5 protein-coding genes are annotated in these 3,206 nt (G+C 41.6%); 1 reads left to right on the forward strand and 4 read right to left on the reverse strand.

What is annotated here, in order from left to right; translation table 11 throughout:
* Positions 1-479, reverse strand: a 479-nt coding sequence (locus B7Y67_RS13740; RefSeq protein ID WP_293599136.1) for a hypothetical protein, incomplete at its 3' end; no start/stop codon positions are given.
* Between the two features lie 110 nt (positions 480-589).
* Between B7Y67_RS13740 and B7Y67_RS13745 the strand changes: the two genes are divergently transcribed.
* Positions 590-943, forward strand: a complete 354-nt coding sequence (locus B7Y67_RS13745) for a hypothetical protein (protein WP_293599137.1) — start codon at positions 590-592, stop codon at positions 941-943.
* Positions 944-961: 18 nt separating this feature from the next.
* Here the strand turns inward: B7Y67_RS13745 and B7Y67_RS13750 are convergent, their stop codons facing one another.
* The 3 genes from B7Y67_RS13750 to B7Y67_RS13760 all read right to left on the reverse strand — a co-directional run bounded on the left by B7Y67_RS13750 (position 962) and on the right by B7Y67_RS13760 (position 3,143).
* Positions 962-1,510, reverse strand: coding sequence for a hypothetical protein (locus B7Y67_RS13750; protein WP_293599138.1), 549 nt, complete (start codon positions 1,508-1,510; stop codon positions 962-964).
* Positions 1,507-2,706: a hypothetical protein gene (locus B7Y67_RS13755; protein ID WP_293599139.1), complete on the reverse strand. Its 1,200-nt coding sequence runs from the start codon at positions 2,704-2,706 to the stop codon at positions 1,507-1,509. Before B7Y67_RS13755 ends, B7Y67_RS13750 begins: the two co-directional genes overlap by 4 nt.
* 77 nt (positions 2,707-2,783) lie before the next feature.
* Positions 2,784-3,143 (reverse strand): hypothetical protein, encoded by a 360-nt coding sequence (locus B7Y67_RS13760; RefSeq protein ID WP_293599140.1) that lies wholly within the window; start codon positions 3,141-3,143, stop codon positions 2,784-2,786.
* Positions 3,144-3,206: the final 63 nt, after the last annotated feature.

The raw sequence follows: 3,206 nt of genomic DNA on the forward strand, positions 1-3,206 counted from the left end.
TTCGATAAAAAATAAATTAACTCTCGGTCTGTTTTTCCATACCGATGCTCTTTTAGCAACTCTCTGAGAGCCCAAATTAAATGGAGTGAGTTTCTCTCGCTCTCCCGCATGGCATTATCACTCTCGTCTACTGGCTCCACTAATGCATCTAAACTCAAACTCTGAGCAAAGGATGCGAGCTCAGCAGGAAATGGCCACTTTTGAATATGATATGCCCAGTACAAAAAACGCTTGAAGTCAACGCGCATATTTTGAGCTGAAAAATTTTGGATCCATGCATGCTCGGTTAAGAGATCGAGCTTTAACTTAAATTCAGGATAGGCATCACCAAAATTGGCTCGCTCGAAGTGCAGCTCTCCAGCGGCATCCCTCACTGGAAATTTAATTTTCTTAGGATTAATTCCCTGAATCAGGGCGGCGGCCTGCCATGTATAAACATAGGGTCTAGAAACCCAGTAATCCCAATCAATATCGACCATAGATACCTTTAAAAAATATGCATACACCTAACTGAGCATGCAAGAATTATCCTTAGTTTATAAAAGATTCTGTTACATTTAGTAAATATAAACTAGCAAAATTCAATCATATGAAAATCATCCATATTTTTTCTGGCTTGCTAATGCTTCTCGCATCCCAGGCCGCCTTTTCCAGCATGACTGTTTCAAACTTTGAGAATAAATCGAAAACTCAATCTGTGGACACTTATGTACTAGGGCTTGCCAGCGGACTCAATGCTGCAAATAATGCATTAGCATCCAATGAAAGCACCCCTTTGTTCTGCTTCCCACCCTTTTTGAAGCTGAGCATAGCAAATTACAAAGAAATTATCACTCTAGGTATTAAAGATGTATCTACCAACAAACTAGAGAGGCAATCTCTAGATATTGATCCAATTCTGTTAAAAAAGTTAATTGAACTTTATCCTTGTGGATATAACTAGAGTTTTAAGTTTTATTGGTCAGACCTGAATTACCTCCCAGGCCCCGTTTAACTTGGCATGGAATGGTTCGTGATATTGATAAAACTGAATTTCACCAAATCGGTTGTTGTCCTCAAGAATTTGATTAGATAATTCAGCAATACTGGATGCTTGCCAGTTAAAGTCTGGTTGCTCTACCCAAGCCCGAATACCCGGCTCTCGCTTAATGAAGTGGTCCATAGAGCCAATCATCTTGGTGATGTCCTCACCGTATGTGACGATTGCTCTTAAATAATTGGTAGTGTCAGCAAGTGCAAGCTGCACAACGATATAAGGCAAGGCAAATGCCAAGGCCTTATGTTTTCTGACATTACGAAAATAAACTTGCTTAGTGATATCCCACTGCTTATCAGTACTATCGAGAGAATAGTCAAAAATCCAATTTTTACTGTAAAAGAAAATGCACTGCCGACCTACAATTTCTTTACTTATGGTCTTAACGTGGGTTTGCTCTCTCAGCAATCGCAACTGCTCGTAAGGCTGCAGTTTGACTACAGGCGCCCCATTGAGGTCAGACGATGAGCTCATTCTTGCTTTCTAAATGGCTCAATCACCAATTCAGCGTTATCGCCTAAGTCTCTATTAATACGGTAAATTGTGTTTTGATCGTAGATGAAAAAATATTTTCGTAAAAAGGGATCAGCTAAAACAATTTTCTTAAAATTACCTTCGCTCAGAGTATTCACGAGATCGATAGTTTTTTGCTGATCACCCTTTAGGGCGGAGTTTGCTGCCGACTCCTGAATGCGGGCTAATAATTCTGCCTTTGAGCTTGATCCCTCATAAAACGCAGGACAGCACTGAATTACTCCCTTGGGTCGGACGCCTGCCCAAGTGAAATCATCGTTTCCATATTTAAAGTTCGAGGCAGTAATCACGATCTTCTGCTTATTACCAACTCCATTCCATGTGCCAATCCACAACTCATTAATGGGGAGAGTAGACGATTTTGTAGCGGCCTCAGCAGGCACCTGCTCGGCTGGGGGGCTAGGATTTGCTGGAATACTATTGGCGACTACTTGATCAGTATTCGATGGAGGGGCGGGGCTAACGACCACTACCACTTCTTCTTTTACGCTCTGCGTATTTGCGTAATATAGGCCGCCCACAACAAGGGCAATTAATACCAAACCAAGAAGAAAAATAATTCGACGATGCCTCTCAGATTCGGACGTCTCCACTTGATGAGGTGGCGGGCTAATTGGGCTCGCATCTTTAATACCAACCTCAACTGACTTCATAGAGCTGAAGTTAGGTTGCGAATTCTCCGGATGATGAATTGCCTTTGGAGAATCAACTCGATTAGCTCTACCATTTGCAGTCTCAAGCTCATGCGCGAAAAGGAGTGCATCTGCTACATTGGCGAACAAACTCTTCTGACAGATTAACTGATCTAAAACTGTATTTTTCTCTATGCCATATTTTTCTACTAAATACAGCTTATATGCGTCGTTACCAAGATCCTTTGGTCCAGAATATATTGGTCTCATAGGCGCCTTGCCCGGACTAAACAAGACTCCAAACAAGATCAACAAGACCCCAATCAACCATTTCAACTGGTCCAAATGATGCAATTGATCTTGCAAAAATTGACTTGGACTAGATCCACTCTGAAAAGTATCTCCGGATAAGATTGAAGCGGCAATTAAGAGCGCCCCACTGAAGATTGCAATAAGCTTCAGAATAATTTCAAGGGATCGGGATTTTTGTGAAACATCTAACATCTATATTCTTTCAGAAGCTCTGGAAACCTCTCAACCTTCTTTTACAAATCAGAAGGTAGAAAAATTAAATTACCCTATTAAGATGAGCGCGTTGGTGCAGCTGCCCTTAGTCCATCGTCAGCCGGCTTTTCAGCAAGCTCCTCTGTCTCAGCAGGAGAACTGGTCTCCTCAGTAGATTCCGGAGCCTCTGCCTCTTCAAGTGATTTAGCTTCTTTTTCTAACACTACCTTAACAAAGGTATCGGTAGAGCCAAAGTTATCCACCCAACGAAAATTTTCATGAAATTGCTCTAAGGGTAAGAAGCGAAGGTTGGAGTCACTGAGGTTTTTATATTCAACGTAGCTTACCCCCAAAGCATTTGGAGGATAAAGCTGCTTAACGGCAACCCTCACACCATTTGCATCCTCAAAAATATCGTTTCGCTTCGGATCAGTCATCACAATTTTTGCTTTTAAGACTTATGGTTAAGAGTACTCATTCGGAGCGACGCAAAAATGCTG

The sequence above is a fragment of the Polynucleobacter sp. 35-46-11 genome (genome assembly GCF_002281105.1).

Bases quoted from the DNA above. Each gene is read 5' to 3' on its own strand.
- B7Y67_RS13755 (WP_293599139.1), bottom strand. From the start codon at position 2,706: ATGTTAGATGTTTCACAAAAATCCCGATCCCTTGAAATTATTCTGAAG.
- B7Y67_RS13745 (WP_293599137.1), top strand. From the start codon at position 590: ATGAAAATCATCCATATTTTTTCTGGCTTGCTAATGCTTCTCGCATCC.
- B7Y67_RS13750 (WP_293599138.1), bottom strand. From the start codon at position 1,510: ATGAGCTCATCGTCTGACCTCAATGGGGCGCCTGTAGTCAAACTGCAG.
- B7Y67_RS13760 (WP_293599140.1), bottom strand. From the start codon at position 3,143: ATGACTGATCCGAAGCGAAACGATATTTTTGAGGATGCAAATGGTGTG.